The 23,302-nt window shown below is 33.6% G+C and carries 23 protein-coding genes and 1 other RNA gene; 14 read left to right on the plus strand and 10 right to left on the minus strand.

What is annotated here, in order from left to right; all coding sequences use genetic code 11:
* Positions 1 to 26: 26 nt before the first annotated feature.
* Positions 27 to 386, minus strand: coding sequence for a hypothetical protein (locus SLW70_RS12020; RefSeq protein ID WP_320888660.1), 360 nt, complete (start codon positions 384 to 386; stop codon positions 27 to 29).
* A gap of 653 nt (positions 387 to 1,039) precedes the next feature.
* Here SLW70_RS12020 and hsdR point away from each other — a divergent pair.
* The 6 genes from hsdR (at position 1,040) to SLW70_RS12050 (ending at position 9,163) form a co-directional block, all read left to right on the plus strand.
* Positions 1,040 to 4,252 (plus strand): type I restriction-modification system endonuclease, encoded by a 3,213-nt coding sequence (gene hsdR, locus SLW70_RS12025; RefSeq protein WP_320888661.1) that lies wholly within the window; start codon positions 1,040 to 1,042, stop codon positions 4,250 to 4,252.
* The gene (locus SLW70_RS12030; protein ID WP_320888664.1) at positions 4,252 to 5,241 is read left to right on the plus strand and encodes a virulence protein RhuM/Fic/DOC family protein; all 990 of its coding nucleotides are present in this window, start codon (positions 4,252 to 4,254) and stop codon (positions 5,239 to 5,241) included. The genes hsdR and SLW70_RS12030 overlap by 1 nt, the downstream gene beginning before the upstream one ends.
* Before the next feature lie 82 nt (positions 5,242 to 5,323).
* Positions 5,324 to 5,629, plus strand: a complete 306-nt coding sequence (locus SLW70_RS12035) for a GIY-YIG nuclease family protein (RefSeq protein ID WP_320888667.1) — start codon at positions 5,324 to 5,326, stop codon at positions 5,627 to 5,629.
* Positions 5,630 to 5,806: 177 nt separating this feature from the next.
* A complete protein-coding gene (locus tag SLW70_RS12040; RefSeq protein ID WP_320888668.1) occupies positions 5,807 to 7,267 on the plus strand; it encodes an N-6 DNA methylase in 1,461 nt (486 codons plus the stop codon).
* A gap of 85 nt (positions 7,268 to 7,352) precedes the next feature.
* Positions 7,353 to 8,834, plus strand: coding sequence for a restriction endonuclease subunit S (locus tag SLW70_RS12045; RefSeq protein ID WP_320888669.1), 1,482 nt, complete (start codon positions 7,353 to 7,355; stop codon positions 8,832 to 8,834).
* Positions 8,831 to 9,163 (plus strand): hypothetical protein, encoded by a 333-nt coding sequence (locus SLW70_RS12050; RefSeq protein ID WP_320888671.1) that lies wholly within the window; start codon positions 8,831 to 8,833, stop codon positions 9,161 to 9,163. Before SLW70_RS12045 ends, SLW70_RS12050 begins: the two co-directional genes overlap by 4 nt.
* A 676-nt stretch (positions 9,164 to 9,839) precedes the next feature.
* On the opposite strand, the gene mnmE is transcribed toward SLW70_RS12050, so the two are convergent.
* On the minus strand, positions 9,840 to 11,240 hold the full coding sequence (gene mnmE, locus SLW70_RS12055; RefSeq protein WP_320888672.1) for a tRNA uridine-5-carboxymethylaminomethyl(34) synthesis GTPase MnmE: 1,401 nt from the start codon (positions 11,238 to 11,240) through the stop codon (positions 9,840 to 9,842).
* Between the two features lie 164 nt (positions 11,241 to 11,404).
* Between mnmE and SLW70_RS12060 the strand changes: the two genes are divergently transcribed.
* Together SLW70_RS12060 and SLW70_RS12065 are read left to right on the plus strand one after the other, a co-directional pair.
* Positions 11,405 to 12,235 (plus strand): universal stress protein, encoded by an 831-nt coding sequence (locus tag SLW70_RS12060; RefSeq protein WP_320888673.1) that lies wholly within the window; start codon positions 11,405 to 11,407, stop codon positions 12,233 to 12,235.
* A gap of 81 nt (positions 12,236 to 12,316) precedes the next feature.
* On the plus strand, positions 12,317 to 13,150 hold the full coding sequence (locus tag SLW70_RS12065) for a universal stress protein (RefSeq protein ID WP_320888675.1): 834 nt from the start codon (positions 12,317 to 12,319) through the stop codon (positions 13,148 to 13,150).
* Between the two features lie 313 nt (positions 13,151 to 13,463).
* Here SLW70_RS12065 and SLW70_RS12070 read toward each other — a convergent pair whose 3' ends face one another.
* Genes SLW70_RS12070 through SLW70_RS12085 form a run of 4 tightly spaced genes read right to left on the minus strand, consistent with a single transcriptional unit; the run spans position 13,464 to position 15,520 of the window.
* On the minus strand, positions 13,464 to 13,700 hold the full coding sequence (locus tag SLW70_RS12070) for a CDGSH iron-sulfur domain-containing protein (protein WP_320888676.1): 237 nt from the start codon (positions 13,698 to 13,700) through the stop codon (positions 13,464 to 13,466).
* 17 nt (positions 13,701 to 13,717) lie between these two features.
* Positions 13,718 to 14,692 (minus strand): peptide-methionine (S)-S-oxide reductase MsrA, encoded by a 975-nt coding sequence (gene msrA / locus SLW70_RS12075; protein ID WP_320888677.1) that lies wholly within the window; start codon positions 14,690 to 14,692, stop codon positions 13,718 to 13,720.
* 6 nt (positions 14,693 to 14,698) lie between these two features.
* Complete coding sequence (locus tag SLW70_RS12080; RefSeq protein WP_320888678.1) at positions 14,699 to 15,196, minus strand: peroxiredoxin family protein; 498 nt, start codon at positions 15,194 to 15,196, stop codon at positions 14,699 to 14,701.
* Positions 15,197 to 15,217: 21 nt separating this feature from the next.
* Positions 15,218 to 15,520: a hypothetical protein gene (locus SLW70_RS12085; RefSeq protein WP_320888679.1), complete on the minus strand. Its 303-nt coding sequence runs from the start codon at positions 15,518 to 15,520 to the stop codon at positions 15,218 to 15,220.
* A 119-nt stretch (positions 15,521 to 15,639) separates the two neighbouring features.
* Here SLW70_RS12085 and rnpB point away from each other — a divergent pair.
* Positions 15,640 to 15,964: RNase P RNA component class A (gene rnpB / locus SLW70_RS12090), an RNA gene on the plus strand.
* A gap of 93 nt (positions 15,965 to 16,057) precedes the next feature.
* Entirely contained in the window at positions 16,058 to 16,996 is a 939-nt protein-coding gene (locus tag SLW70_RS12095; protein ID WP_320888680.1) for a 2-dehydropantoate 2-reductase, read from the plus strand.
* Positions 16,997 to 17,242: 246 nt separating this feature from the next.
* Here SLW70_RS12095 and SLW70_RS12100 read toward each other — a convergent pair whose 3' ends face one another.
* Positions 17,243 to 17,827 (minus strand): RsmD family RNA methyltransferase, encoded by a 585-nt coding sequence (locus SLW70_RS12100; RefSeq protein ID WP_320888682.1) that lies wholly within the window; start codon positions 17,825 to 17,827, stop codon positions 17,243 to 17,245.
* On the minus strand, positions 17,824 to 18,630 hold the full coding sequence (locus tag SLW70_RS12105; RefSeq protein ID WP_320891792.1) for a DUF3822 family protein: 807 nt from the start codon (positions 18,628 to 18,630) through the stop codon (positions 17,824 to 17,826). Before SLW70_RS12105 ends, SLW70_RS12100 begins: the two co-directional genes overlap by 4 nt.
* A 268-nt stretch (positions 18,631 to 18,898) precedes the next feature.
* On the opposite strand from SLW70_RS12105, the gene SLW70_RS12110 reads away from it, so the two are divergent.
* The 4 genes from SLW70_RS12110 (at position 18,899) to kdsB (ending at position 21,883) form a co-directional block, all read left to right on the plus strand.
* Positions 18,899 to 20,323 carry an ATP-dependent DNA helicase gene (locus tag SLW70_RS12110; protein WP_320888684.1) on the plus strand — a complete coding sequence of 475 codons (1,425 nt, stop codon included), beginning with the start codon at positions 18,899 to 18,901 and terminating at the stop codon, positions 20,321 to 20,323.
* 167 nt (positions 20,324 to 20,490) lie between these two features.
* Complete coding sequence (locus SLW70_RS12115; protein ID WP_320888685.1) at positions 20,491 to 20,697, plus strand: DUF2683 family protein; 207 nt, start codon at positions 20,491 to 20,493, stop codon at positions 20,695 to 20,697.
* On the plus strand, positions 20,688 to 20,963 hold the full coding sequence (locus SLW70_RS12120) for a Txe/YoeB family addiction module toxin (protein WP_320888686.1): 276 nt from the start codon (positions 20,688 to 20,690) through the stop codon (positions 20,961 to 20,963). Before SLW70_RS12115 ends, SLW70_RS12120 begins: the two co-directional genes overlap by 10 nt.
* Before the next feature lie 194 nt (positions 20,964 to 21,157).
* Positions 21,158 to 21,883 carry a 3-deoxy-manno-octulosonate cytidylyltransferase gene (gene kdsB / locus SLW70_RS12125; protein ID WP_320888687.1) on the plus strand — a complete coding sequence of 242 codons (726 nt, stop codon included), beginning with the start codon at positions 21,158 to 21,160 and terminating at the stop codon, positions 21,881 to 21,883.
* On the opposite strand, the gene SLW70_RS12130 is transcribed toward kdsB, so the two are convergent.
* A complete protein-coding gene (locus SLW70_RS12130; RefSeq protein WP_320888688.1) occupies positions 21,880 to 22,545 on the minus strand; it encodes a fused MFS/spermidine synthase in 666 nt (221 codons plus the stop codon). The genes kdsB and SLW70_RS12130 overlap by 4 nt on opposite strands.
* Before the next feature lie 46 nt (positions 22,546 to 22,591).
* Positions 22,592 to 23,068, minus strand: coding sequence for a helix-turn-helix domain-containing protein (locus SLW70_RS12135; protein WP_320888689.1), 477 nt, complete (start codon positions 23,066 to 23,068; stop codon positions 22,592 to 22,594).
* Positions 23,069 to 23,302: the final 234 nt, after the last annotated feature.

A 23,302-nucleotide genomic window follows, 5' to 3' on the forward strand; every position in this document is an offset into this window, starting at 1 on the left:
TTGATTAACCAACAAAGTTACGGAAATCAGTTTGGAGTTTCTGTCGTTTGAAGTCTTAGGCAACGTTCGGTTCCTAAATACTGAGGGTTTCCGTATTTTTCCGACCAAAAACCGTCTAGTATATCTTTGTTAATGCAACGGTAAACCACCACTCCTTTGAATTTCACTTCCTCTTCACCTGTATAGTAAAAATTGATTACCAAGATATTGTCTTTAAAAAAACCATGTCCAAATTGTTCTTGATTTTCTCCAATAACCCAATGTGCTAGTACGCGGTTGTTCTCGTCCAATGATAAATGTAGTTTACCACGGTAAGCTATTCTGTTGGTCTCGTCTTGATTACTGCCTTCAATGGCGTAACTACCTACTAATTCGTGTACTGTCATGGAGATTTTTGGGTGTTTATTTTGGGTGTTAGGTTTTTTAAAACTTATAACTTTGTTGCTACTTTCCAATACAGAAATTAGTTTTCCTTTGTTTATAGTACTTTATAAGGTTTGAGGTACATAAAAGGAAAATTTTTTTAAAAAAAATTACAGAAATTAGTATTATTGTGTAAGAAAAAACAACATTTGTTATTTGTCCTGTTATCATTCCTTATTATTGTCAATTAAATCAGTACTTTACAAAGATATGATTAATTTATTTATTTTTTTTTGGTGCTTTTTATAGCCTTTTTTATACAACAAATTTAACACAATCGGGAGGTTTTTTGGGTGCTAATTTCTGTAAAATAATAGTTAAAAAATGATAAGTAATTGACTTGTAGTTATTTGTTGTTTTGTGAATTATGAAACTGTTCTAAATTTCAGGTCTTTTTATTGATTTTTGAGTGATTTAGAAGCAAAATTATACTGCGTAAGAAAAAGAAGTTAAAAATATTTTAAATACCTTTTTCAAATCGGTAACTTAATCTTCATATTAATAAAAATCAATTTAATTCTGGATTTTTTATTGCTATCTGAAATACTTAATTATTTTCAATATATTAGCAATCACTAACAAATGATGTAAATTCTTATTTATTCAGTTTAAATTGATGGCTTCAACATTCTCATTCCTAGAAATAAATTATCCTGAGTTGTTCACTATTAGTGAATTATCGGAGCGATTAATTTATATCGATCCTAGTTCATCCTTGTCTAAGTCTCGATTGTTTTCTGAGAAATTAGCGCAACTAATTTGGCAATTTGAAGATTTAGTCCCTTTTGATGGAAATCAAGTGGAACGCATCAACCAGTTATTTTATAAAAATTGTATTCCTGACGTAGTCAAAGATATATTTCATGTTATTCGAAAATCTGGAAATAAAGCCAGTCACGATGGAAGCGGTTCAAAACAAGAAGCCTTATATATTCTCAAAAAATGTTTTCAATTAGCGAAGTGGTTTTATGAAACCTATGAGAATGATTATATTGAAACTACAGAATATCAACTTCCTGAAGATGATCAGAAAGTTAGTTTAGACAAATTAAATGCTGAACTGGAGCGATTATCAAAACAAGTAGTCGATTATCAGGCAAAAGTGGCTATAATCAATGCAACACCTGAGCTGGTGGTTGAAAGACAACAACGTGCTTTGACCAATGCCAGCAACATAGGTAAAACCGAAGCAGAAACAAGAGCAATTATTGATGAACAATTAAGAGATGCTGGTTGGGATTGTGAAACGGAGAAGCTTAATTACAAAAAGAATAAGTCGCTACCCGAAAAAGGAAAAAACAAAGCAATTGCCGAGTGGCCATGTAATGGCAAATGGGCTGATTATGCTTTGTTTGTGGGGATGGAATTATACGGTATTGTGGAAGCTAAAAAGTTTGCAACGGATATTTCGACAGATTTGCATCAATCAAAAATATATGCTGAAAGAATAGAAGCACAAAACGATTTCAAATTGTTAGGAAATTGGAATGGCTATAAAGTTCCTTTTCTTTTCTCTACGAATGGTAGAAATTATTTGGAACAAATAAAAGCCAAAAGCGGTATATGGCATTTGGACATTCGGAAAGAACGCAATAGGGCAGAAGCACTTCGAGGTTGGTTTTCACCACAAGGATTGGTTGATTTATTCGAAAGAGATATTGAAACAGCAAACAGCCGATTGCAAATAAGTGAATACGACTATTTGCAAAATCCCAGTGGTTTAGGATTACGCTATTATCAAATAGATGCTATTAAAGCAGTAGAAGAAAAACTGATTAATCATCCTGAAGACAAACGTTCTCTGTTGGTAATGGCTACTGGTACTGGAAAAACGAGAACAACTATTGGTTTGGCCTACCGCTTCATTAAATCGGATCGTTTTAAGCGTATTTTGTTTTTAACGGATAGACGTTTGTTAGCATCACAGGCATTGGGAAGTTTCAAGGACAACAAAGTAGAAGATATTAATACCTTTTCTAATATTTATAAAATAGAGGAAATGAAAGATGTGTATCCTGAAACAGAAACGAGACTTCATTTTGCTACCGTTCAAAGCATGGTGAAACGCCTTTTTTATTCGGATAACGAAACATTAGCTATTGATGCTTATGACTGTATTATTATTGACGAAGCACATAGAGGCTATAATCTAGACAAAGAAATAAACGAGGAGGATTTATCCTTTAAAGATGAGAATGATTATGTAGGGCAATATAAAAGGGTAATAGAATACTTTAATGCTTATATCGTTGGGTTAACTGCTACACCTGCTTTACACACTACAGAAATTTTTGGAAAACCCGTCCATAATTATTCCTATCGTGAAGCAGTTATTGATGGTTTTTTGACAGATCATGAGCCACCTTATATTATTAAAACTAATTTGAGCGAAAATGGTATTCTTTGGGAGAAAGGGGAAAAGCCAAAGGCTTTTAATCCTGAAACTAATTCTATTGAAGACTTAGCTGAATTAGAGGATGAATTACTAGTAGAAATTGAACAATTCAATAAACTAGTGATTACTGAGCCTTTTAATAGAGCGGTAATCAAAGAACTGGTTCAAAATATAGATCCTGAAGGGGATGAAAAAACCTTAATTTTTGCGGTTCGGGATTTTCATGCAGATTTGATTGTTGATTTACTAAAAGAAGAATATGCTGAAATAGGTATTGATGTACCGCAAGGGGCTATTCAAAAATTAACGGGGAATGTCTATGATGTTGAGAATTTAACCAAACGATTCAAAAACGAGAAATTCCCTAATATCGTGGTTACAGTTGATTTATTGACTACAGGAATTGATGTCCCTCAAATAACTAATTTGGTGTTTTTGCGTAGAGTGCGTTCTCGTATTTTGTTTGAACAAATGTTAGGTAGAGCCACTCGTTTGTGTCCTGAAATCAATAAACAATTTTTTAAGATTTATGATGCTGTTCGAGTTTATGAGGCCTTAGAAGATTTTACACAAATGAAAACCGTTTCTAATCCTTCTATATCTTTTCAAAAATTAATAGAAGAATTAGATTTCATAGATACTCCTGAACGTTCCAAAAAGCAATTGGAGCAGATTGTAGCCAAGTTACAACGCAAAAAGAAACAGATTAACGAAGGACAACTAGAACAGTTTATGTATTATGCCAAAGGGGATAGTCCAGAGGAATTTATCGAAAATCTGTTGGGTGTTGATGGAGCAGATGTTAAAAATGTATTAGCTAATTACGCTAGTCTTTGGGATTTCTTGGATAAAAAGGTCTATCAGCCTAAAATGCAATTGGTTTCTGAGCACCATGACGAAGTAATAGGTATCGAACGAGGGTATGGTAAAGCTTCGAAACCAGAAGATTATATCGAGGGTTTTAAAACCTTTATCGAAGAAAATCGCAATACTATTTTGGCCTTAAAAACGATTTGCACCAAGCCTTCGGATTTGGATAGAAAATCATTAAAAGAACTAAAACTACTATTAGACCAGGAGGGATATAATGAGTTGACTTTGAACGCAGCATGGAAAAATGCCAAGAATCAAGATATAGCAGCCGATATTATTTCCTATATCCGAACTTTAGCATTAGATACTGTTTTAGTAAGTCATGAAGACCGAATTAAAAATGCAATTGCCAAAGTAAAAGCTATGAAAGATTGGAATATGCACCAGTTGAAATGGATTGAACGCTTTGAAAAGCAGTTGCTTCATGAAGACATATTTGATAAAGAATTCATCAACCAAACCTTTAAAGAAGAAGGTGGTTTAGCTCGTATTCAAAAGATATTTAATAACGAACTGGATCAAGTGATTGCTTTGTTGAATGATAATTTATTTACAGCCTAATGAGTGATATTATAATTTATACTTCGAAAGGAAACCATACTCAAATTGAAGTCCAGTTTGAAGATGAAACGGTTTGGTTAAATCAAAAACAGATTGCAGAAGTTTTTGGAACAGAAGTACCAGCTATAAATAAGCATATTAAAAATATACTTAAAGAATCTGAATTGTTGCCTGAAGCAACTATTTCCAAAATGGAAATAGTTCAAATAGAAGGAAGCAGAAAGGTAACTAGAAAAGTTGATTTTTATAACCTTGACATGATTATTTCTGTTGGGTATAGAGTAAATTCGGCTAAAGCTACCAAGTTTAGAATTTGGGCAACCCAACGCTTAAAGGACTATTTAGTAAAAGGATATGCACTAAATGAAAAGAGATTAAAAGAACTCAATTATAAATACACCGAAATACAGCAAGCTCTAAAACTGGCTACAAAAGCTGCTAATGTTGACAATTTATCCTCAAACGAAGCCAAAGGAATTTTAAAAGTATTAGAGCAATATGCCTATGCTTTAGAAACTTTAGATAAATACGATCATCAAAAATTAAGTATTGATTCGAATTATATCGCTACCGAAACAAAGCGCTTGACTTATGATGAAGCAATTAAGCAAATTCATATTTGGCGTAATTTTCAACAAACTGGAGATTTATTTGGTAATGAAAAAGATCAGTCCTTTAAAAGTTCTTTAGAAACTATTTATCAAACTTTCGATTTAGTAGATTTGTACCCCACAATAGAAGAAAAAGCAGCTAATCTTTTGTATTTCGTGGTAAAAAATCACTCTTTTTCTGATGGAAATAAGCGAATTGCAGCAGGATTATTCATTTACTTTTTAGACTTGAATAATAAATTACTAAACCAAGAAGGAAACAAAAAAATTGCCGATAATGCTTTGGTTGCTATTACTATTATGATTGCCGAAAGCAAATCAGAAGAGAAAGACATGATAACCAAATTGGTGGTCAATTTGATAAACGATAATAATTAATTGTTGGGTGTATGCAATACAATATACTGTAGTGAGATTGCTTCGTTCCTCGCAATGACAATGCATTAACATGAATACAACTATGAAACCAGGATTTGTATATATCATTACAAATAAGTATCAAACCGTGGTATATACTGGTGTTACTTCAAATTTGCCTAAAAGAATTTTAGAGCATAAAGAAAAAAAGTATCCGCAATCATTTTCAGCTAGATATAATGTGAATATTTTAGTTTACTATGAGCAATTTCAAGAAATAGGAGATGCAATAGTAAGAGAGAAACAAATAAAAGCGGGTTCAAGAGACGATAAAAATAAATTAATCCGATCTTTGAATCCAACTTGGAAAGATTTATATGAAGAGATTAAAGATATAATGACTATTTAAATATTTTTACACTTCGTCATTGCGAGCGATAGCGTAGCAATCACACTAGCAAGATCAAGTAAAACGAGCAAATAACCTGGAGCATTGGAGTGAGATTGCTTCGTTCCTCGCAATGACAAACACTAAATACTAATTGAGGAATGAGATTGCTTCATTCCTCGCAATGACAATAAAACAATGAGTGCACAAGAAATAGCTAATAAACTCTGGAATCTTTGTAATGTATTGCGTGATGATGGGGTAACCTACCACCAATATTTAAATGAGCTGACTTATATTCTTTTCCTGAAATTAAGTGAAGTAAAAGGATTTAGTCATGAAATTCCAGCAGAGTTTCAATGGAGCTACTTTGTAAACGAACATGATAATGCCGAAGCTTTTGCACGTTACCGTGAATTTCTAGCCACTGTAAGTGATAAGACTACAAGCCAAAGCATCAAGGAAATCTACAGTAACGCTTCAACGAGTTTGCGCAAGCCTGTCAACTTTAATTCGCTTGTTGTTGCTATTGATAAACTGGATTGGTACGAAGAGGACGATCGTGATGTCATGGGTGATATTTACGAAAGCCTATTAGAGAAAAATGCAGGTGAAAAGAAAAGTGGCGCAGGGCAATACTTTACACCACGACCATTGATTAATATCATGGTCGATTTGATGGTGCCAAAGATTGGCGAACGTTGGACAGATCCAGCTTGTGGTACTTTTGGTTTCATGATCTCGGCAGATCATTATTTGCGTAGCAAAAACGATAATTATTACGATTTAAGCGAAAAAGAAAGACAGTTTCAAGTAAACGACGCCTTCTCAGGTGTAGAACTCGTACCTGATGCGCACCGATTGGCATTGATGAACGCCCGTTTGCACGGAATGGAAAGTACCATACATCTAGGGGATACCTTGACCGAATTTGGTAAAACCCTCAACGGTTTTGATGGAGTGTTAGCAAATCCTCCATTTGGTACCAAGCAGGGAGGTGAACGCCCAAGCCGTGACGATTTTACGTTCCCTACGGCCAACAAGCAATTGAACTTTTTGCAACACATATACCGTAGTTTAAAGAAAGACGGCAAAGCCAGAGCAGCAGTAGTCTTGCCCGATAACGTACTCTTTGAAGACGGTGACGGACAGAAAATACGACGTGATTTGATGGACAAATGTAACCTACACACTATTTTGCGTTTGCCTACAGGGATTTTTTATGCCGCAGGTGTAAAAACCAACGTACTCTTTTTTACCCGTGAAAAAACCGAAACTAACAATACTAAGAACGTTTGGTTTTATGATATGCGTACTAATGCACCTAGTTACGGAAAACGCACACCATTTACAGAAAAAGCCTTTGAAGATTTTGTTCTAGCCTACACAGGAGGAATTCCTTTTGATAAAGTAGAGCAAGATTATGATGGTTTGGTATCTGATGACAAACGTAAAACAATAAAAGACGAACGCTGGAACTGTATTTCACGTGTCCATATAGAAAAGAAAAACTACAGCCTCGATTTAGGTTTAATTGCTGATAATACGTTGACGAATAGCGATGATTTAGGCGAGCCGATTGATATTGCGAAGGAAGCTTTAAGTGAATTACAAAGCATCACGGAGCAATTGAATGCGATGATAAAAGAATTGAATTAGTCAAAAAGATAACCACCCTGTCATTGCGAGGAACGAAGCAATCACACTAAAATGAGTAGGAAGTTATGATAAAAGAATTGAATTAATGGGAAAGGAATTACCAAAAAATTGGGTAAATGTATCCTTGCAAGATGTTACTAAAAATGTAAAAGGGAAAAAGCCAAAAATTCAATCAGAAATTGAGTTTGAAGGTTCGATTCCTTACATGGATATTAAAGCACTTGAATATAGTGTAATAAGACAATTTGCGGATATTGAAAGTTCAAAATTATTTGAAGAAGGAGATGTGGCGATGGTTTGGGATGGTGCAAGAAGCGGCTGGGTTTCAAAGACAAATTTTGGAGCTATTGGTTCAACTCTTGTTGCCTTTAAGCCAATTAAAATTAATTCTAATTACTTATTTTATTATTTATTAGATAAATATCCGTTCATTAATTCAAACGCAAGAGGTGTGGGGATTCCTCATGTTGACCCAACCGTATTATGGGATTTAAAATTCCCCCTCCCACCACTAGCCGAGCAAAACCGCATTGTAGATAAATTAGATCGTTTATTTGCCCAACTGGAAACTATAAAAACCAGTATGGAAAAAGTTCCTTTATTGCTAAAGGATTTTCGTCAGCAAGTGCTTACGCAAGCGGTTACTGGTAAATTGACAGAGGAATGGAGGAAAGGGAAGGAGTTGGAAGCTTGGAAAAATATATTGTTAAATGATATTTGTAATTCAATTACAGATGGCGATCATCAAGCACCTCCACAAGTCAATGAGGGAGTTCCATTTTTAGTTATTTCAAATGTAAGTAAAGGTTATTTTGAATTTGAAAAAGTTTCAAGATTTGTACCACAAGAATATTATAATTCATTGAAAGAAACTAGAAAACCTCAAAAAGGAGATTTATTATATACTGTTACAGGATCTTATGGGATTCCTTTGCTTGTTGATTTTGATAAAGAATTTTGTTTTCAGAGACATATTGCAATTTTAAGACCTGATAACAATAAAATTTATTCAAACTTTTTAAAGATTTTGCTTAAGTCTGATTTAATATATACTCAGGCTCGAAATGTTGCAACTGGTACAGCCCAATTAACTGTGCCTTTAGGAGGAATTAAGAAGTTTGAAATCAAACTTCCAACTCTTAATGAACAACAAGAAATCGTAAATCGAGTAGAAAGTTTGTTTGGCAAAGCAGATACTATAGAAGAACAATACAAAAGCCTAAAAAATAAAATAGATACGTTACCACAAGCAATATTACATAAGGCATTTAAAGGGGAGTTAAGCGAGCAGCTGGATAGTGATGACGATGCTAGGGAGTTGTTGCAATCCATCCAGTCATTGCGAGCGGAGCGCGGTACCCGAGCAAAGCGAATTGAGCCTTTGGCTAATCCCACTAAAAAAGGCAGGAAACAAGAGTCCAATAACAAAAAACTAGACAAAAAAAGTACCACCAAAGAGCACGAAGATATGATTGCTTCGTCCCTCGCAATGACTGCGAAGAATTATCCTGAAGGGGATGGGGTTTTGGGGATGGTGGCGGAAGAGAAAATAGAATATAAGTCATGAAAGTATATAACCGTTCAGCCATTACCATAAGCTATAAAGCGCCTTTTGTTGATTGGAATAATCAATTGACACCTGATTTCCAAATGGATGCTGGAATGTTGGGCGAGTCCAAAACCTATCTAACCAAAGAAGATTTCGAGGATGCCAACCAGTTAATCAAAAAGTACTGTAAAACAATTTTTGAATTAGAGTTAGAAGGAATATGGACTGACGAAAACGATTGGCCTCAAAAAAGAGATTTCAAAACTTTTTGTGAATGGTTTCATTTTGAAGTGAGTGATTGGGTGGTGGATTTAGGTAATCAGCCTTTGATAGGGGATGATTTATGACTAAACCACTATTGACTGAAAGGCCATAGATTTGGTTGTCAGACTAAAAATCTGTATATGAAAACGCTATAATTAGCCACAGATTTAAAGAAAGTGGTCGGACTTTGACAAAGAGTTGCTAACTTGGAAAAAGACCACAAATTACACAAATTAGCACAAATTCAAAAATGTATTAAATTGAATTACACAAATTTCTAATTAATATCAAAATTATTATCTGCAAAAATCTGCCAAATCTGCGTGCTTATTTTTTGCACGCATATTTACACAGATTTTTTTTAATAGAAATATTTGATAAACACACATTTAGACAAAGAGTTAGATAGAATTAAAAAGATTAGCACAGATTATCCTTTGAATCTTTATAATCTGTGGCTAAAATTTTTAGAGGCTAAAGCGAAATGTACTAAAGTGCATAGTTTAACTATTTTTGGGGCCAATAAAAAGCTATTGAATAAGGAATCTTTTTCCCTGTCAAGGATAGTAACGAAAAGCCCGTAAAGGAAGAAGGCGAATAAAACAAACCCCAAAAGAGCGACTGCAAGAAGCTCCTTTTGGGGTTTTAGTTTTATAGCCTGATGCCTGCGGACTTGTAGTGGATAGCCTGCCTGGACAGCCTTATTTATTTTGATTAAAAGATTAACTGAATACTAAAACTGTAGACTGAATACTATCTTTACTTCCCGATACAAAAATTAGCAAAAATATTCCCAAGCAATTCATCATTTGTAACCTGACCCGTTATCATCCCAAAATGGTACAACGCTTCCTTAATATCAATCGCCATCAGGTCGCTGGAAAGTCCTGTTTCCAGTCCGTATTTTACTTTTGATATTTCGTCCAGTGCTTTAAGTAAAGAGTCGTAATGCCTTGTATTGGTTACGATTGTTTCATTATTACGTAAAGCACCTGTGTTTACAAAAGAGAGTAGGGTGTTTTTTAATTCCTCAATACCTGTTTTTTCTTTAGCACTCAGAAAAATTTGTTTCAAGTTTAAAGTTTCAAGTTGTTGATGAACTGCTTGAAGTTCCACTTTGCTTAATCGATCAATTTTATTGGCTACAACTAAGATTTGTTTTAAAGGATATTTGTTTTTGATTTTTTCTATCTCAACGATAAATTCTGAACTTGAAGCCTGAAACTTTAAACTATCCATTAGGTAAATAACCAACTGTGCTTGTTCAATTTTCTCAAATGTTTTTTTGATTCCAATACTTTCCACGACGTCTTTGGTTTCGCGAATTCCAGCCGTATCAATAAAACGGAAACCGATTCCGTTAATAACTAATTCGTCCTCGATAGTATCACGAGTCGTTCCTGCTATGTCCGAAACAATGGCGCGTTCCTCGTTCAACAAAGCGTTTAAGAGCGTTGATTTCCCTACGTTAGGTTCACCAACAATCGCTACAGGAATTCCGTTTTTGATAACGTTTCCTACGGCAAAAGAGTCGATGAGTCTTTTAAGGACAAACTCAATTCGGTTCAAGAGTTCATGAAACTGTGTTCTGTCAGCAAATTCAACATCTTCCTCTGCAAAGTCCAATTCGAGTTCGATAAGCGAAGCAAAGTTTAACAGTTCTTCACGCAGTTTGGCAATTTCGTTCGAGAAACCCCCACGCATTTGCTGCATGGCAATTTGATGACTGGCTTCGTTGTCTGACGAAATCAAATCGGCGACAGCTTCGGCTTGCGATAAATCAAGTTTGCCGTTTAGGAAGGCACGTAATGTAAATTCTCCCGCATCGGCCATTCGACAGCCTTTTCGCAACAATAACTGGATAATTTGTTGTTGGATATAGGTAGAACCATGACACGAAATTTCAATCGTATTTTCACCTGTATAGGAATTTGGTCCTTTAAAAACAGAAATTAGTACCTCGTCGAGTACTTTGGCACCATCAACAATATGGCCTAGGTGTAAGGTGTGTGATTTTTGTTTTAGTAAATCTTTCTCTTTAATAGATTTAAAAACCGAATTTCCAATGGTTATGGCTTCTTGTCCTGAAATTCGGATTATTGCAATCGCTCCAGCTCCCGATGGGGTGGCTAGTGCTACTATAGCGTCGTTGTTTAGCATTTTCTTTTGTATTGACTGCAAAGGTAATAAAACTGTAGCAGTATTTAGTTTTTGTATATAAAGACACGAATTAGAGTATATAATTCACAAATAACTGGGAATTAATATGTTAAAATTGTATCTTTATAAGATGAGTTTATGTTCAATTATTAAAAGTGTTTAAAATGAAACGTATACTATTTCCCACTGATTTTTCTGAAGTAGCCACTAATGCTTTTGTACATGCATTAGAATTTGCAAAAGTAGTCGAAGGCGAACTAATTCTTCTGCATTCGTATGACTTACCTCCAATGGACGATCAATTTTTTCCAGAGAATTTCACCGAGGTTTATGATACGGTCGAATTAGCGCATTTTGATTTGTTTAAAGAGGAACTTCCTAAACTTCGTGAAATCATCGAAGAACATCATTTTGAACACATTAAAATGACGCATCGCTTGATGGAAGGGAATTTGGTAGCTAATATCAAAAAATGCATTGATGAAGAAGCGATAGATTATTTGGTCATGGGAACTTCGGGAGCCACAGACTGGGAAACCCTTTTTTCGGGTACCAATTCGGGTTCTGTGATTTTGGGAATTAATGTACCTATGTTGTGTGTGCCTTTTGGTGTGGAACACCGAAAAATTAAAACGATTGGTTTTGTTACTCATTACAGACCTAAAGACAAACTAGCTTTGAAAAAGGCTTTAGAATTAGCAAAAATCATTGATGCCAAAGTAAAATGTCTTTATATAAAAAACCGAACCTCACAAATAGATATTGAAACCATAAAAGAATGGGAGTTAGCTTTTAAAGACGAACCAGTGGAATATTTTATGTTTCAAAGTGACGAAATAAAACAAGTGACTTTGGGTTTTGTTGAAAAGGAAAAAATCGATGTTTTATCAATACTTACCTATAAAAGCGGTTTTTTTGAAGGGATGTTTGTGGCCAATTATGCCGAAAAAACAACCGAAGATATCAAAATTCCAGTTTTAGTGATTCATGCCTAACGACGTTTAAAATTTAAAATTAACACCAAGAACTCTTTTTATTCTTATTTTTAAATTAAATTTCACTTAAAAAATTTCACTATGAAACGTATATTATTTCCAACCGATTTTTCAGAAGTTGCCAATAATGCCTTTGTGCACGCTTTAGAGTTAGCTAAAACACTGGACGGAGAGTTGATTGTGTTGCATAGTTTTGAGTTGCCTGTAGTAGACAATCAGTTTTTTCCAGAAAATTATATGGTCATTTATGAATCTTTAGAATTAGCACAATTTGATATGTTCAAAGATGAGATTCCTAAACTACGCACCATAGCCGAAGAACGAAATCTAGACAAGATAAAAATGACGCACCGCTTAATGGATGGTGACCTCACTTTCAATATTAAAAAAGCTATTAAAGAAGATAAAATTGACTTCCTAGTTATGGGAACCTCTGGAGCGGCCGGCTGGGAAGCATTTTTTTTGGGGTCTAATTCTGGTAATGTTATCACTGATATCGACATTCCGATGTTATGCATTCCTCATGATGCCAACTTTAAAACGATTAAAAACATTGGTTTTACCACGCGATTTAGGCCTAAAGATAAAAATGCCTTAAAGAGAGTTATTAAAATTGCCCGTAAAACAAAAGCAGCCATAAAATGTTTGTATGTAAAAACAAACGAATCAGATGTTTCCAATGAAACGGTCAAAGAATGGGAAAAAGAATTCGAAGAAGAACCAATTACATTCTCAGTGATTCATTGTAATGAAGTCAAAGAAACGATTCTGGACTTCATACTCCAAAAAGACATTGATATTGTCACTATGCTAACGTATAAAAGAGGTTTTTTTGACAGTTTGTTCCATCCTAGCTTCACCAAAAAAGCAGCCAATGAATTCTCCATTCCAGTGCTCGCAATTCCTATTGAATAATTTTTGGCGCCTTTTCCAGCGCTACACTATAGCCCTCAATTTGTTCGCTTTTTTTACTAAGCCACTAGAGGAGCTTCCTCTGGTCGCTCTCTAGCGTCAGTAAAAAAATAGCGCACAAATCCTCGGGGCTGCCGTTTCGCTCTGGGGCGAAAACGACCTATTTTATAATGATGTTTTCTGTTAAGAAGTGCGACTGTGTTTAACTGTATTTATAAAAATAGGGCAAGATTTTATAAAATGGCATCAAAGATTATTTTATAAAAAGAACAACACTATTTTCTAGTTGAATCAACTAAATGTAGCAAACTCAAGACTACAGTTTATTATGAGTTCCGTCACAAAACGGTGCATTAGCTGAGTGTTTACATCCACACCAAGCTACCGTTTTTTCTTCTGTAACCGTTTCAATAATTGGTTTGAAATCGGTGTTTTTATGAGAACCGTCACAATAGGGTTGGTTTTTACTTTGACCGCAGGCGCACCAAGCATAGGTTCCAGCTGTGACTTTAATAACGTAAGGGGCTTTTTGTGGTATATTTGGCTTTTTCATGATATAATGGTTTAGAGTTAGTTGTTAAGTTTTTCTTTATATAAGACTTTAAACTGCGCTAATTTTGGGTCGATTACTGTTTGACAATAACTAGCTTCTGGGTTACGACTGTAATAATTTTGATGCCGCTCTTCGGCTTTATAAAAATACTCAAAAGGCATTAGTTCTGTAATAATTGGGGAGCTATAATTATTTTGCAGTTCGTTAATTATTTCTGTAATTTTTTCTTTTTCATATTCATTTCGATAAAAAATAATACTTCGATATTGTGTGCCGTTTTGTTTTCCTTTTTTAATGATTTTAGTTGGGTTGTGTGTTGTTAGGTGGATTCTAATTAAATCTGAAAAATTAATTTTGGCAACTAAATAAGTAATCTCAATTACTTCAGCATGTCCCGTCAAACCGCTGGATACTTCGCGATAGGTTGGATTTGTGATTTTGCCACCACTATATCCACTTTCTACTTGTAAAACTCCCTTTAATTGTTGAAAAATAGCTTCGGTACACCAAAAACAACCACCACCCATAGTCAGTTTTCGTTCTTCGATAACCATTTTTTGCAATGAATAAGAATTGATATCGAATCGTAAACCACTTAGCGTTGCGTCATCTTGAAATACATATCCTAAAGGCGTATTGCAGTTAGTACAAAATGCTTCTATATGATATTGAACATCTGAGTTTACTTTGTAATACCCTATTGTATTATCTTTTATTGGTTGGGTAAAACTATAGGTATTTGAAATGTTTTTTAGCTCTTGATCCTCATCAAATAACGGGACTTTACAACCAATACAAATATATTTTACAGATTGAAATGGAGAACAAATATCAGAATGCTGTGCAGTTTGTATTTCTTTTTTAGAGCCAACTTTAAATTGTTCTTCTGCTAATCGTTGTTTCCTCTCTGCGTCATTTTTTTCGATTTCATAATCAGGAATTGGTTTGTTATTGCTTGTTAATTTGATGATATCAAGCCATTTGAGCATCATTTGAATTTAGTTAAGGGTTTCTAAAATAGCAATAGCTTTTTTTGTGTTTATATGGAAGTCATTAAAAATAACAATTCCGTCTTGATTAATGACTATAAACCAAGGCGTTCCGCCTGTACGGTATTGATGCATGATTTTTGAAACGCCCTGAGTTGTTGTGTCACCATTGTCTTGGCCAAAAGGAATTTTTAATTGGTACTTTTTCTGGTTTTCGACTAATTTGTCAAATGTATTTACAGAATGTCCTTCGAATACGGTTTGTATAGCCAGAAAAACAATTTCTTCGTTTCTTCCTAATGCATCAGTCATTCTTTGAAGTGCGGGAAAACCAATAGAGTGACAGCCTTGACACCAATCTTGAAAACAAAATAATACAACAACCTTTCCTTTGTAGTTTTCAATCTGGACACTATTATCAAACTGTCCTTCTTCATTAATCCAGTCCTTTATTTCGCATTTGGGAGCAAATTGCCCCAAGATTCCATATGTATCATTTTGGTTCATTTATTTCAATGCGGAAATAAGTTAAGATTTATTTCTTCCTTTAATACTAAGTTGAATCAGGACTTCGGTAGCTTCGTTAACCGAATTGGCTGCAAATCCAGCCACATAAACGCCTTTTTTTCCTGAAGTTGATTTAATTCCGTAAACAACCGCTTCGTCATCGGGATTGCTATCTCCTTCATAACGATATACATGTACAATTTCATATTTACTAGGGTTTTTGACGATATCTTCTTCATGTAAATTGAAATCATATGTAAAACCTTTTTCATTCAATTGGTCTAAAGCCTTGGCTACGGAAGTGTAGTGGTACATTTTGGTCATGATGGTTGGTTTTTAAGTTCAGACTTAAAGATAACTATTTTAAAATTAATTATTTGCAAATGACCTGTTAAAGTGTGGTTTTAAAAATAGTATTTACGTTCTAAAAAATGTAATTTTGCACAACAGACCGCCTTATCGCTGTTCACCTTTGGTGAATTGAGGAAAGTCCGGACACCATAGAGAAGCATAGCGGGTAACACCCGTCGGTTTGTCCCGTTTTCGGGAGGAATTAGGACAAGTGCAACAGAAAGTATGTACAGGTAAGGCTGTAGTGAAACCAGGTAAACTCTATGCGGTGAAATATCAAGTATATCAGCATTTAAGGGTTTCTCGCCCGTTGCTGAAGGGTAGATAGCTTGAGCTTATGAGTAATTGTAAGCCTAGATAAATGATAAGGCGCCAATTTATTGGTGACAGAATCCGGCTTATAGGTCTGTTTTTTTTTCTTTAACTTACTAAGCTTATAAGAACCTTAGACTAGAAGTGTTTAAGAAGTACAATTTAATCTTAAATAATTAATTCAATTAAGCCAATAAAATGCAAACGCGAATAGGAATTCTAGGGATAGGTGGAGTAGGAGGTTATTTTGGTGGTCTCTTAGCAAAAGCCTATGCAAGTTCAGAATCAGTTGATGTTGTTTTTATTGCTCGTGGATTAACAAAGCAGCACATTGCCGAAAATGGGCTGAAAATCGTTTTGGATGAATCCGAGATGACAGTTTTTCCTTCTAAAGTTTCAGACCATCCCGATGAAATTGGCAAACTTGATTATTTGATTTGTGCTACTAAAACCTATGATATTGAAACCAGTTTAAGTTCAGTAGCTAGATGCATTACTAAAAACACCATAATTTTACCACTTTACAATGGAGTAGATGCTACGGAGCGTATAAGTACACTTTTTCCAGATAACGAAGTCTTGCAAGGTTGTGTTTATATTGTTTCACAAATTGAAACTCCTGGTACGATTAGAAAAATGGGTTTTTATGAAAAGTTATTCTTTGGGTCTGATACGGCACCCATCGGAAAATTGAGAAACTTACAATTGCTTTTTCAAAAGGCAAATATTCAAAGTTATTTGGTCGAAAATATTGAAGATACGGTTTGGGAAAAATTTGTGTTCATTTCTACTTTGGCTTCGGCAACTTCTTATTTGAATCAAAATATTGGAGAAATCCTGCACTCAGCTGAAAGTCGTAAATTTTATGTGGATTTACTTCATGAAATTACCTTGCTAGCGGCTGTAAAAGGCATAAATCTACCTGATGATATCATCATGCAAACGATTTTAAAATTAGAAAAAACACCTCATGAAGCAACTTCATCGATGCATCGTGATATTTTAGCAGGAAATAATTTTGAACTAGCGTCTTTAACAGAATATGTTGTGAACGAAGCGGTCAAATACGAGGTAGATACTCCAACCTATAAAATGGTTTTGGATAAATTATCTAAAATCTCTTCATTGGCAGAGTAAATGCATTAGTTTTTTTAAAAACACCACAGATTCGCAAATTTTTTCTTTTAATCTTATATTTTGATTTTAGAAACGAATAAATTTGCGCTAATACCGCTTGAAGCGGTTTTTTTATAATCAAAATTTATTAAAAAAATTAGCGAATCTACGGTTATAAAACTCATGGGTTTAACCTGTTTTCGTTGGTTTAAAATAGTATATATAAAAAGCAGAAATCCCTTTATTTTTTATCGTAAAGGGATTTTCTTATTCTTCTTCACCATCAGTGTCTTCTTCTATTTCTTGCTCTCCGTTTTCCATTTCAAAAAAGCTAAAGATGGAACCACCATAGGTTTTCTTAAATGAAAAGTGGGTAAGATGGTCTAATTTGGTATATTTAGAATGTTCTATAATCATCATGCCGTCATCATTCAAACAGTTATTCGCAAAAATGAGTAATACAATCTTTTCGAACGTTGCTTGATCAAAATTATATGGAGGATCGGCAAAAATAATGTCGTAGGTAGCTTTGTTTTTTTCTAAAAACTTAAAAATATCACTTTTTGTGGCAGCAATATTAAAGTCATATTCGGCTGCTGTTTGTTTAATGAATTTAACACATCCAAAATCTCCGTCTACAGAAGTAATTGGAGAACTTCCTCTAGAGGCAAATTCGTAACTAATATTTCCTGTTCCAGAGAACAAATCCAGTACTTTTAATCCTTCAAAATTAAAATGATTGTTCAAAACATTAAATAAGGCCTCTTTGGACATATCGGTCGTTGGTCGAACAGGAAGTCCTTTTGGTGGTGAGATACGTCTGCCTTTGTATTTACCTGAAATGATTCTCATGAGTTGAAAAGTATAAAGTGTTTTCTGTTTTCGGCCTCAGAAAAATAATTGTTCCATCGTAAGTCTTCTACATCAATCAAACGGATGTTGCGAATAAATCGATAGGCTATTTTGTAAAAATCACTATCCGTAACAATATTCCCTATTAATTCGAGAGGGAAATTCTCCGGATTCATATTGAGTTGTTCTGCTGTAAAAAGGAGGTAATACAAGAAATCTTCTGGGGTAGAATATTCAAAAGAATTGAATAAAAGCAACTTTTGATTCTGAATTACAATGATTTCAAAATGCCCTTCATTAAAATGAACCCACATGGTTTTGGTATCATTATTTTTGGATTTCTCCATTAACTTGGTCACCAAAATACTGTTGGCATGTTTGTAATCGAAAGTGCCAAATTTGTCAATAAAAAAGTTATTCATATTGACATACGGAATATAAACCGCATTAATTTGATAATTACTGATTTCGTCAAAAGCAAAAAAATCCGTTTCAAATACTTTAGTGTTATACTGCAAATAGCTTCCAATGAAATTTTCATCAAAAAGTGCAGTAGGCACAAAAGTCGAAAGGTTGTTATTGTGAATGATTAACACATCATCAAAATCTTCATTCAATTCAGTATGTTTTTCAAAAGCATCCGAAAATAATTCTTCGATTTTTATCCCTTTATCAATAGCGTCAAAATGAACTTCATTAAAAGAGGAAACCGTGTTGTTTAAAGTGTCAAAACAGCAATAAGAAAGCCCAGTCAAGGATACTTGAATGGATAGTCTTTTGTATTTTTTCTCGGTAATGTCCATTAGTGTTGTTGATTTTTTCAGCACGACAAACTTACAAATTTTAAAACCAACAGCAATAGTATTTAAGGAGAATAATTTTAGCGTAAAGCAGACTAAAGTGGTTATGTGGTTCGCAAAGTTTTTTTAAGATTTGATACCAAGAGTACTAGAGAGTACGAGGATTTATCGAAAGTTTTAAAAAGTAATCTGTGTTAATCTGTTACATCCGTTTAATTGGTCTGCTAAAAAAAGCTACCTTTGAACTTCAATTTACAATTTCCACAATTAGATGAATTCCTCCTTATTTTATAGCCTTTTACGAAAAAATTTTCCTTTTGCACCAACCTACAATCAGGATATTTTTTTTCAAAAAATTGCTGTCTTTTTGACTGATACTTATAATGATACAATTTTTGTACTCAAAGGATACGCAGGGACAGGAAAAACGACTGTGATTTCGACAATCGTAAACAATCTACAGGAAATCAATAAAAAATATGTGTTGCTTGCACCTACAGGTCGTGCGGCAAAAGTAATTGCTAATTATTCCGATAAACCAGCCTATACGATTCATAAAAAAATCTATTTCCCGAAGAAATCATCTGGAGGTGGCGTTTCTTTTGTATTGCAACCCAACAAACATAAAAACACCATATTTATTGTCGATGAAGCTTCGATGATTTCAGACACCAATTCAGATTCTAAATTATACGAAAACGGTTCGTTGTTGGACGATTTGATTTCGTATGTTTATTCGGGAACCAACTGTAAAATGATACTGCTTGGAGATACCGCACAGTTGCCGCCAGTGAATTTAGAGGTGAGTCCTGCGCTTGATATTAACACTTTAAGCTTACATTACAATAAAGAAGTCGAGCATATTGAACTTGATGAAGTTATGCGTCAAGAAGAAGACTCAGGAATCTTATTCAACGCTACCGAATTAAGAGAATTGTTGAAAGATTCTTTTATTAGTGATTTTCAGTTTGATGTTCGTAAATTTAAAGATATTGTTCGATTAATTGACGGCTATGATATTCAAGATGCCATTCATTCTTCGTATAGTAATTATAGTATTGAGGACACCGCTTTTATTGTTCGGTCTAACAAAAGAGCAAACCAGTACAATGAACAAATCCGTTCTAAAATTTTGGATAAGGAAAGTGAGTTGTCTTCTGGCGATTTTTTGATGGTGGTCAAGAATAATTATTTTTGGTTAAAAGATTCGGACGAAGCTGGTTTTATTGCCAATGGTGATATTATCGAAGTTTTAGAAATTTTCAAGATCCAAGAATTGTACGGTTTTAAGTTTGCCAAAGTAAAAATAAGAATGGTCGATTATCCAAAACAAATTCCTTTTGAAACGGTTTTGTTGTTAGATACCATCAAAAGTGAATCACCATCCTTGTCATATGAAGACTCGAATCGCTTATATGAAGAGGTGATGAAAGACTATGAAAATGAGACTACCAAATACAAGAAATTTCAAAAAGTAAAAGCAAATGAATACTTTAATGGGCTGCAGGTAAAGTTCTCCTATGCAATCACTTGTCATAAATCACAAGGAGGGCAATGGAATACGGTTTTCATTGAACAACCATACTTACCCAACGGTGTGGATAGGGATTATATTCGTTGGTTGTACACAGCCATGACCCGTGCCAAAAACAAATTATATTTGATAGGATTTAAGGATGACAGCTTTGTGGATTAATCCTTTTAAACATATAAGTCATTTAAGTTTCAGGAAATTAAAAGACTATTATTTAATTTATAGGTTTTAGTTTGATTATATCATCCTTAAAAAAAAAAAGATTGTTTGAAAGGTTTTTAGTAAAAAAAATGATTTTTAATTATCTTTGTAATCTTAAAACATACAAGATGAGTACTATAACTATTGAGGTAGATAAAAAAAGCCTTTCGTTTGTTAAAACACTTTTAGAACATTTAAAAGGAGTTAAAAATATTACTGTAGAGGAAGATGATAGTCCTTATAATCCTGATTTTGTGAAATCAGTTGAAGAAGGCAGAGAGGAGTATAAGAGAGGTGATTCTACGACTATTTCTACTGAAGATTTATGGAAGTAAAATTCACTAAAAAAGCTATTGAACATATAGAATTTTGGAAGAAATCAGGCAATAAAGCTATTCAGAAAAAGATCCAACTTTTGATTGAAGATATAGTTAAAACTCCATTCCAAGGAATTGGTAAACCTGAAGCGTTGAAATATAATTTACTAGGAACTTGGTCTAGGAAAATAAATGAAGAACATCGAATTGTTTATGAAATTCCAGATGAAGGTATAGTATTGATTCATAGTTTAAAAGGACATTATAACGATTTAAATATTTAAACAGAACCTCACTAAATTTAAGTGGGGTTTATTTTTTAAGGGGAAATATGATACCGATTCGTTGAGTATGAGTTTATTGAAAATACTTAAAATGATTTTGTTATAAATCTTAATCTCTAAATTAAATTTTTAAAATATCTTTGCGACTTAGTGCCTTAACGGCAAAACACCTTAGCAGTAAAAAATAATACAAAATGAAAATAATAGCAGTCATTCCCGCACGTTACGCCTCTACACGATTCCATGCCAAGTTAATGCAGGATTTGGGAGGAAAAACAGTGATTTTAAGGACCTACGAAGCTGCCAAAAAATCAAATCTTTTTGATGATGTATTTGTTGTAACGGATTCCGAATTGATTTTTAACGAAATTGATTCCAATGGAGGAAAAGCCATTATGAGTATCAAGGAACACGAATCAGGAAGTGACCGAATAGCCGAAGCGGTTGAAAACATGGATGTGGATGTGGTAGTGAATGTGCAAGGTGACGAACCTTTTATAGATACTGAAGCGCTCGAGAAATTAATTGAAGTTTATAAAAATGATTTTGATAAGAAAGTTGATTTGGCTTCGTTAATGTGTGAAATTAAAGAAGAGGAAGAAATCAACAATCCTAATAATGTAAAAGTAGTAGTGAATCAAAACGGATTTGCATTGTACTTTTCTCGTTCAGTAATTCCTTTTCCAAGAGAAACGAATGTAGGTGTACGTTATATGAAGCATATCGGGATTTATGCCTTTAGAAAACAAGCTTTGATGGATTTTTATAATTTACCAATGCAGTCCTTGGAAGCATCCGAGAAATTAGAGCAATTACGTTATTTAGAGTTTGGCAAAAGCATCAAAATGATAGAAACTACTCACATTGGAATTGGGATAGATACTAAAGAAGATTTAGAAAAAGCCCGTAAAATGGTTTAATGTGTACGTTCGATTACAATTAATTCGTTGTGTTTTTCTACTCTAGGAATAGCACGGATGCTAAAGTTCTCCTTCTTGAAACTGGAAATATAGGTTTCATTAAGGAGATTTTGTTTTTTATCCAAAAGCATAGTGTTGAATAAAATATATCCTTTGGAGTTTAAAAGAGAACAAATTCTATCTGTAAAATAATTTTGATATAAAAAATTAGGCATTTGGGTATCTTGAAAAACATCGACAATAATTAAATCATATTTGTCCTTGGTTTTTAGAACAAATTCGAAAGCATCATCAATTACTATATTGAGTTGAGAAATATCTTTAAGATTGAAGTATTTATTAGCAATTTTAATGATTTCGGGATCAATTTCAACCCCAGTGATTTTACCTTTAAACTGAATGTCTTCAATTAAGGTTTTAACTACGCTACCTCCAGCAACCCCAAGTACCAGAATATGATTCATGCGTACTATTTTTTCAAAACCGATATCTAGAAGTCCAATTTTTAAAATTCGCTGTAAATCGCCATAAGAATAATTAGTGTTTTCAGAATCAATAACTAATTCACCTTTATTCCATAAAACCTCCAAAGACTTACTTAGTTTTGATTTCCTTTTATAAAGAACAATAGGGATAAGGTAGCTGAGTATTTGTTTTATCATGAAGGTCAGTTTGTTTCAAAAATAGGATTTAATTTAATCCGACAAACTATTTTGAATTAAAAACTTTGAATGTACCGTCCTTATAAAAGAAAACTATTTTTTCCACATCCGATGAAAAAGATGCTGCAATGTTAGCTTCAATTATTTCTTTCTTTGATGTTTCTATTTCTTTATTTTCGATTGTAACGGCTTCAGAAAACAAATCATTTGATTCGATGTTTTCTTTGGCAGGAGTAGGTGTCTCTGTTTTTGAAATGGTATTCGTAATGTTGTCTACAACATTTTGATTTCCGTTTGTCTTAGGAAATTGACCTTTTCCGTTGAGTATCCAGTATAAATCTACATCTGGAAATTCTTCCAATATTTTAAGAATAAAATCTAAGCTAGGTTTATTTCTGCCAGATAGAAGATGGGATAAACTAGATCTTTGTACACCAATTTTATCCGCAAAAGCAGAAGCATTTAGCCCATAGTAATCTAGTATAATTTCTAATCTTTTTATAAAATCATCTATGTTTACCATTGTAAATTGTAATTAAAAATTAACTATTTACAAATGTAATCAATTAGAGTTAAAAACGCAAAATTACAACTGTAAATCAATCAAAACACAACTTTATGTATAAATGATAAGGTTAAATAAACAACATTAAGTAACTGAATTACAATAGGTAAGTATTGGAGTTAAACTTAAGTAACATTTGTCAATTACAGGCTATTTAAAAACAATTAATCTGAATACAAATCTGTTTACAAT

The sequence above is a fragment of the Flavobacterium sp. NG2 genome, from assembly GCF_034119845.1.
In the GTDB taxonomy this organism is placed as follows: domain Bacteria; phylum Bacteroidota; class Bacteroidia; order Flavobacteriales; family Flavobacteriaceae; genus Flavobacterium.

What these genes read in the sequence shown, in the direction of transcription:
- hsdR (WP_320888661.1), top strand. Translation starts at nt 1,040, where the DNA reads ATGGCTTCAACATTCTCATTCCTAGAAATAAATTATCCTGAGTTGTTC.
- SLW70_RS12035 (WP_320888667.1), top strand. Translation starts at nt 5,324, where the DNA reads ATGAAACCAGGATTTGTATATATCATTACAAATAAGTATCAAACCGTG.
- SLW70_RS12080 (WP_320888678.1), bottom strand. Translation starts at nt 15,196, where the DNA reads ATGAACCAAAATGATACATATGGAATCTTGGGGCAATTTGCTCCCAAA.
- SLW70_RS12115 (WP_320888685.1), top strand. Translation starts at nt 20,491, where the DNA reads ATGAGTACTATAACTATTGAGGTAGATAAAAAAAGCCTTTCGTTTGTT.
- SLW70_RS12095 (WP_320888680.1), top strand. Translation starts at nt 16,058, where the DNA reads ATGCAAACGCGAATAGGAATTCTAGGGATAGGTGGAGTAGGAGGTTAT.
- SLW70_RS12030 (WP_320888664.1), top strand. Translation starts at nt 4,252, where the DNA reads ATGAGTGATATTATAATTTATACTTCGAAAGGAAACCATACTCAAATT.
- SLW70_RS12085 (WP_320888679.1), bottom strand. Translation starts at nt 15,520, where the DNA reads ATGACCAAAATGTACCACTACACTTCCGTAGCCAAGGCTTTAGACCAA.
- SLW70_RS12070 (WP_320888676.1), bottom strand. Translation starts at nt 13,700, where the DNA reads ATGAAAAAGCCAAATATACCACAAAAAGCCCCTTACGTTATTAAAGTC.
- SLW70_RS12060 (WP_320888673.1), top strand. Translation starts at nt 11,405, where the DNA reads ATGAAACGTATACTATTTCCCACTGATTTTTCTGAAGTAGCCACTAAT.
- mnmE (WP_320888672.1), bottom strand. Translation starts at nt 11,240, where the DNA reads ATGCTAAACAACGACGCTATAGTAGCACTAGCCACCCCATCGGGAGCT.
- SLW70_RS12105 (WP_320891792.1), bottom strand. Translation starts at nt 18,630, where the DNA reads ATGGACATTACCGAGAAAAAATACAAAAGACTATCCATTCAAGTATCC.
- SLW70_RS12050 (WP_320888671.1), top strand. Translation starts at nt 8,831, where the DNA reads ATGAAAGTATATAACCGTTCAGCCATTACCATAAGCTATAAAGCGCCT.
- SLW70_RS12130 (WP_320888688.1), bottom strand. Translation starts at nt 22,545, where the DNA reads ATGATAAAACAAATACTCAGCTACCTTATCCCTATTGTTCTTTATAAA.
- SLW70_RS12065 (WP_320888675.1), top strand. Translation starts at nt 12,317, where the DNA reads ATGAAACGTATATTATTTCCAACCGATTTTTCAGAAGTTGCCAATAAT.
- SLW70_RS12120 (WP_320888686.1), top strand. Translation starts at nt 20,688, where the DNA reads ATGGAAGTAAAATTCACTAAAAAAGCTATTGAACATATAGAATTTTGG.
- SLW70_RS12100 (WP_320888682.1), bottom strand. Translation starts at nt 17,827, where the DNA reads ATGAGAATCATTTCAGGTAAATACAAAGGCAGACGTATCTCACCACCA.
- SLW70_RS12045 (WP_320888669.1), top strand. Translation starts at nt 7,353, where the DNA reads ATGGGAAAGGAATTACCAAAAAATTGGGTAAATGTATCCTTGCAAGAT.
- msrA (WP_320888677.1), bottom strand. Translation starts at nt 14,692, where the DNA reads ATGATGCTCAAATGGCTTGATATCATCAAATTAACAAGCAATAACAAA.
- SLW70_RS12110 (WP_320888684.1), top strand. Translation starts at nt 18,899, where the DNA reads ATGAATTCCTCCTTATTTTATAGCCTTTTACGAAAAAATTTTCCTTTT.
- kdsB (WP_320888687.1), top strand. Translation starts at nt 21,158, where the DNA reads ATGAAAATAATAGCAGTCATTCCCGCACGTTACGCCTCTACACGATTC.
- SLW70_RS12135 (WP_320888689.1), bottom strand. Translation starts at nt 23,068, where the DNA reads ATGGTAAACATAGATGATTTTATAAAAAGATTAGAAATTATACTAGAT.
- SLW70_RS12020 (WP_320888660.1), bottom strand. Translation starts at nt 386, where the DNA reads ATGACAGTACACGAATTAGTAGGTAGTTACGCCATTGAAGGCAGTAAT.
- SLW70_RS12040 (WP_320888668.1), top strand. Translation starts at nt 5,807, where the DNA reads ATGAGTGCACAAGAAATAGCTAATAAACTCTGGAATCTTTGTAATGTA.